Below are 3907 nucleotides of genomic sequence, written 5' to 3' on the forward strand. Positions count from 1 at the left end.
CCCGCCGATGCCGGCGACCGCGCCCTCGAACAGATAGCGCTGGCGCGGCTCGTCGAGCGTTCCAAAGCGAAGTGAGTCGAGGATCGCGATCGGGCGCGCGCCCATCGTGAAGATGTCGCGGATGATGCCGCCCACGCCGGTCGCAGCGCCCTGGTAGGGCTCGATCGCCGAGGGATGGTTGTGCGACTCCATCTTGAACGCGACCGCCCACCCGTCGCCCACGCCGATGACGCCGGCGTTCTCGCCGGGACCCTGGAGCACGGCCGGCCCCTCGGTCGGGAACATGCGGAGCGCCTTGCGCGAGTGCTTGTAGCTGCAGTGCTCGGACCACATGAGCGAGTACATGTAGAGCTCGGTCACGGTGGGGGTCCTGCCGAGAATCTCGACTACTTGCTCGTACTCGGCGGGCTTGAGGCCGAGTTCGGCTGCTAGGCGTGGCGCTAGTTCGGCCGACAGATCGACGTGCATACGGTGTGGGTCCTCCCCAATGGTCGGGTCGCGGTTTGTCGCGGCGCGGGCCGTGCGATCGCGCGAGACGACACGTGCATTGTAGCCGAGGGGCGCGAGGAGCGCTGTACGTCAAGATCCGCATGTGCGCAGCAGCGGCTCGGCATCTTGTAGGCCTCGCCACCGCGCCGCAGCCGCCTCCCCTCAGGTGACGAGGTGCACGCCGGGGTAAGCGCCGTGCGCCCGCTCGTCGGCGCTCGCGAGCGTGGCGCCGAGCAGCAATGCGCACGCAGGCGCGAGACCATCGTAGAACGAGCAGCCGAGGACCTCGCACTGGTTCGCCGCCTCGGCCACGATCTCATCAGTGAGCGGCAGGATCGCGATGTCGGAGGCGGTGATGCGTTGCCACGCGGGTACGATGTCACGCGGTGCGTAGTGCCGGGCAACGACGGAGAGTACCTCGTGGACGAAGTGCACCGGCGCAACCAGCGATACCTCGCCCGCTACCGCCCGTGCCTGCAACTCGAGTGCACGTTCCCGCCCTGACTCCGGCTTGAACCACTTCACGCCCACCGAGGCGTCGAGTACGAACACGGGCCGCGCGCTCACGTACGCCCCTTGCGAACATCGCGCATCGGTGCGCTGTCGTGGGTCTCGCGCACCTCCCGGAGTATCTCGAGCGAGGGACGGTCGTCCCGGATCTCGCGCCCGACGTGGAAGGTCCGCATCCCCTCAAGCGCCTCGAGCATCCGCGCGCGGCGTGCCGCGCAGGCCCGCTCCTCGCGCGTCTTGCCGAGGTACGACGCGAGCGACTCCTGCACGAGTTCGCTACGGGAGACGCCTGACTCGGCAGCCTCGGCATCGAGGCGCGCGAAGAGGTCGTCGGGGAGAGAGATGGTGATCTTCGCGGTCATCGTCGTGCGCCTCCTCGGTCATACCGCTGTTCGTACCAATGGTATGACCTCCGCATGGCGCGCGTCAAACCAAAATTGGCACTCGGTCGCACGACGCTCAGTCTGCCCCGCGCGGCCTACTCCCCCCGGTAGATGTCGCGCCGGTGCCCGACCTTCACCACCCACACGGTAACGATGTCGTCTGCGATCTCGTAGACGATCCGGTAGTCGCCCTGCCGGATACGGTACCGGTCGCGCGTGCTCAGCTTCTCAGCGCCGTGTGGGCGCGGGTCCTCGGCCAGCGCAGCGATGCTCGCCATGATGCGAGCTACATCGGCCGAGGGGATGCCCCGCAAGTCCTTTCGAACACTGGTTCGAAAGCCGACCCTATAACCGCCCATCGGCCTTCAGCCACTTCACCATGTCCTCGTAGGCGACGAAGGGCTCCTTCGCGCGCTCGTCGAACGCCGCTAAATCCTCGGCGTCCTCCCGTAGCATCTCCCGCACGGCATCGTTGACCAGGTCAGATATCGAGCAGTCCTGCACAGCCGACTTCATTTTGAGCGCCGTGTGCAGATCCGCATCAAGGTATATCGTCGCTCGTTTTGAGACGGGTCCCATGCGCCACCACCTCCACTGCGGATGATAGCGTCGAAACGTCATCGCGTCAAAACGTTACAACGTCCCTGAGCCCGCCGCCGCCTCTCGCGCGAACACTACGGACAGGAGGTACGCCACCCCGATAACGAGCGTGAACGGCACGGCGAGCACCGCGAAGTAGCGAAGCGCCACGACCGAGGGGAGCAAGAAGCCGGCGAGCAAACTTACGAGCACCGCGAGCGGCACCACTACCCAGAACACGCGTGCGCGACGGCCGATCGAGGCGGGAGGACGCCTGAGCACGTCGATCGCGATCGCGGCGCACGCCATCGGCACGCCGAACCTCACAAGCAGCCCGATCCAGACTGCGAGCGGGGTGAGCGCCACCTCGCCGTGCACTAGCCCGCGACCTCCGCAAGCCGGCGCGCAATCGCCGTGAAGAACGCACCGCCGTCCGTGCCGCCGGTGACCGGGTCGACCACACGCTCGGGGTGCGGCATGAGGCCGAACACGTTGCCGCGCTCGTTGCAGATGCCGGCGATGTCGTCGAGCGCGCCGTTGGGAGCGCTGCCGCCTTCTGCGAGTGTGCCGTCGGGCTCGCAGTAGCGCAGTACGATCTGGCCGCCGTCACGCAACCGCGCGAGCGTCTCGGCGTCGCAGTAGTAGTTGCCTTCGTTGTGGTTCACGGGTACGTCAAGCACGGTACCTGAAGGCAGGTCGAGCCATTGGCACACCGACTCCTCGACGCGGAGCGGCTGAGCGTGGCAGACGAATTTCAAGCCGGTGTTGCGCAGCAGGGCACCGGGAAGCAGGTGAGCCTCGGTCAGTATCTGGAACCCGTTGCAGATTCCCAAGACCGGTCCGCCGCGCTCGGAAAAGCGGGCCACCTCGGCCATGATTGGGCTGAAGCGCGCGACAGCGCCGCAGCGGATGTAGTCGCCGTAAGAGAAACCGCCGGGGAGTACCACCGCGTCGACGCCACCGAGGTCGGTGTCGCCGTGCCACAGATACTGCGCCGCAAGCCCGAGATGCTCGATCGCGTGCACCACGTCCTGCTCGCAGTTCGAGCCCGGGAACACCACCACTCCGAAGCGCATGCGCTACGCCTCCTCGGCTTCCTCGATGCGATAGTCCTCAATGACCGGATTGGCGAGCAGTTTTTCACACATCTCGCGCACCGCTTCAATGCCGCCGGCCGTCTCGATGCGGATATACTTGCCGATCTTCACGCTCTCGACACCCTCATAGCCGAGGTTGCGAAGCGCGCGCTCGGCAGTGGCTCCGGGCGGGTCGAAGATTCCTTGCTTGTACGTGACAAACACGCTGTACAGCGACATCGTGGCGACTCCCCTCACGCGGCCTTCCGGGCTCTGTCCAATACGATACTCACACTACTTCGACGAACCGTTCTTCTCGGCCTTCTCCGCCTCAATCGCCGCCTTGCGCAACGGGCGCATCTTACGGAAGTCGATGTAGAACGCGGTGAAGATACACGCGTAGGCAAGGATGAGGACCGCCGTTCCGGGCCACGTGCCCTGCTGCCACCACGCGAACCCCGAAAACACGATCGCCGCGCCCAAAGCGCCGAGCCAGATCTTGCGCCAGCGGCGAAACTCCGGGTTCGAGGGCACGGGCGCGAGGATACTGCGGCGCTTCTTGCGCGTGCTCGCCTTCTTGGAATCGGCGCCGGCACCTCGCGTAGGCTTGGCCGATGCGGCGGAGCGCCGTGTCTTTCCGATGCTCGCACCCTTCTGGTAACGCGGATTTGACGGACTACGGCGGGCCATCTCTTACTCGACTCCTTCCGGTTCGAAGGCGCGGCCCGTGACGAGCTCGTACGCCTGGATGTAGCGAGTGCTCGTGCCCTCGATGACCTCAGCGGGCAACGATGGGGCGGGCGGTGACTTGTCCCACCCGCTCGCCTCGAGCCAGTCGCGAACGTACTGCTTATCGAAACTCGCCTGCGT

General features: G+C 66.1%; 9 protein-coding genes. All 9 read right to left on the bottom strand.

Features of this window, described 5'->3' with window-relative positions; all coding sequences use genetic code 11:
* Positions 1 to 468, bottom strand: a 468-nt coding sequence (locus KGZ40_05745; protein MBS3957012.1) for a phosphoribosylformylglycinamidine synthase II, incomplete at its 3' end; no start/stop codon positions are given.
* 183 nt (positions 469 to 651) lie between these two features.
* Positions 652 to 1056, bottom strand: coding sequence for a type II toxin-antitoxin system VapC family toxin (locus KGZ40_05750; GenBank protein ID MBS3957013.1), 405 nt, complete (start codon positions 1054 to 1056; stop codon positions 652 to 654).
* Positions 1053 to 1361 (bottom strand): CopG family transcriptional regulator, encoded by a 309-nt coding sequence (locus tag KGZ40_05755; GenBank protein ID MBS3957014.1) that lies wholly within the window; start codon positions 1359 to 1361, stop codon positions 1053 to 1055. Before KGZ40_05755 ends, KGZ40_05750 begins: the two co-directional genes overlap by 4 nt.
* 116 nt (positions 1362 to 1477) lie before the next feature.
* Positions 1478 to 1741 (bottom strand): type II toxin-antitoxin system RelE/ParE family toxin, encoded by a 264-nt coding sequence (locus KGZ40_05760; protein MBS3957015.1) that lies wholly within the window; start codon positions 1739 to 1741, stop codon positions 1478 to 1480.
* Positions 1728 to 1961 (bottom strand): hypothetical protein, encoded by a 234-nt coding sequence (locus tag KGZ40_05765; protein ID MBS3957016.1) that lies wholly within the window; start codon positions 1959 to 1961, stop codon positions 1728 to 1730. Before KGZ40_05765 ends, KGZ40_05760 begins: the two co-directional genes overlap by 14 nt.
* A 54-nt stretch (positions 1962 to 2015) precedes the next feature.
* The gene (locus KGZ40_05770; protein ID MBS3957017.1) at positions 2016 to 2339 is read right to left on the bottom strand and encodes a hypothetical protein; all 324 of its coding nucleotides are present in this window, start codon (positions 2337 to 2339) and stop codon (positions 2016 to 2018) included.
* Positions 2339 to 3037 carry a phosphoribosylformylglycinamidine synthase subunit PurQ gene (gene purQ / locus KGZ40_05775; protein ID MBS3957018.1) on the bottom strand — a complete coding sequence of 233 codons (699 nt, stop codon included), beginning with the start codon at positions 3035 to 3037 and terminating at the stop codon, positions 2339 to 2341. Before purQ ends, KGZ40_05770 begins: the two co-directional genes overlap by 1 nt.
* 3 nt (positions 3038 to 3040) lie before the next feature.
* Positions 3041 to 3277: a phosphoribosylformylglycinamidine synthase subunit PurS gene (gene purS / locus KGZ40_05780; protein MBS3957019.1), complete on the bottom strand. Its 237-nt coding sequence runs from the start codon at positions 3275 to 3277 to the stop codon at positions 3041 to 3043.
* Between the two features lie 54 nt (positions 3278 to 3331).
* Positions 3332 to 3727, bottom strand: a complete 396-nt coding sequence (locus tag KGZ40_05785) for a hypothetical protein (GenBank protein MBS3957020.1) — start codon at positions 3725 to 3727, stop codon at positions 3332 to 3334.
* Positions 3728 to 3907 lie beyond the last annotated feature (180 nt).

Source organism: Clostridiales bacterium (assembly GCA_018333995.1).
Taxonomy (GTDB): domain Bacteria; phylum Actinomycetota; class Coriobacteriia; order Anaerosomatales; family SLCP01; genus JAGXSG01.

Excerpts from the sequence above, each read along its gene's own strand:
- KGZ40_05755 (MBS3957014.1), bottom strand. The coding sequence starts at position 1,361 with ATGACCGCGAAGATCACCATCTCTCTCCCCGACGACCTCTTCGCGCGC.
- KGZ40_05765 (MBS3957016.1), bottom strand. The coding sequence starts at position 1,961 with ATGGGACCCGTCTCAAAACGAGCGACGATATACCTTGATGCGGATCTG.
- KGZ40_05785 (MBS3957020.1), bottom strand. The coding sequence starts at position 3,727 with ATGGCCCGCCGTAGTCCGTCAAATCCGCGTTACCAGAAGGGTGCGAGC.
- purS (MBS3957019.1), bottom strand. The coding sequence starts at position 3,277 with ATGTCGCTGTACAGCGTGTTTGTCACGTACAAGCAAGGAATCTTCGAC.
- KGZ40_05760 (MBS3957015.1), bottom strand. The coding sequence starts at position 1,741 with ATGGGCGGTTATAGGGTCGGCTTTCGAACCAGTGTTCGAAAGGACTTG.
- purQ (MBS3957018.1), bottom strand. The coding sequence starts at position 3,037 with ATGCGCTTCGGAGTGGTGGTGTTCCCGGGCTCGAACTGCGAGCAGGAC.